Source organism: Pseudoalteromonas sp. S3178 (assembly GCF_005886985.1).
Taxonomy (GTDB): Bacteria; Pseudomonadota; Gammaproteobacteria; order Enterobacterales; family Alteromonadaceae; genus Pseudoalteromonas; species Pseudoalteromonas carrageenovora.
Map to the genome: position 1 here is coordinate 1 of NZ_PNCW01000262.1, position 334 is coordinate 334.

General features: G+C 51.2%; 1 protein-coding gene. It reads right to left on the reverse strand.

Annotated features, from left to right (window positions below; translation table 11 throughout):
• The coding region (locus tag CWC11_RS20885) for an LLM class oxidoreductase (RefSeq protein ID WP_502704812.1) at positions 1–334 on the reverse strand (334 nt) is incomplete at both ends.

A 334-nucleotide genomic window follows, 5' to 3' on the forward strand; every position in this document is an offset into this window, starting at 1 on the left:
TTACATAAGGTTTATCTAACACCTTTGATGGTTGGAAATCGCGGCGATAAAGCGCGATAGCATCATGCACGAATCGTGGCGCAAAATGACCCGCAAATGCATAAGGTAGACCTCGCTTTGCAGCGAGCTGGGCACTATAAAGGCTCGAACCAAGCAACCAAATCGGTACCTTGGTATTTTCGCCCGGAATGGCACGCACCGAGGATTTACCATCATAAGGCCCGAGCAAGGTTTGTAATTCAGCGACTTCATCGTCAAATTGCTCCGCACGTCTGTCATCGCGACGCAATGCTCGGCTGGTAATAGGATCGCTACCAGGCGCGCGCCCTAATCC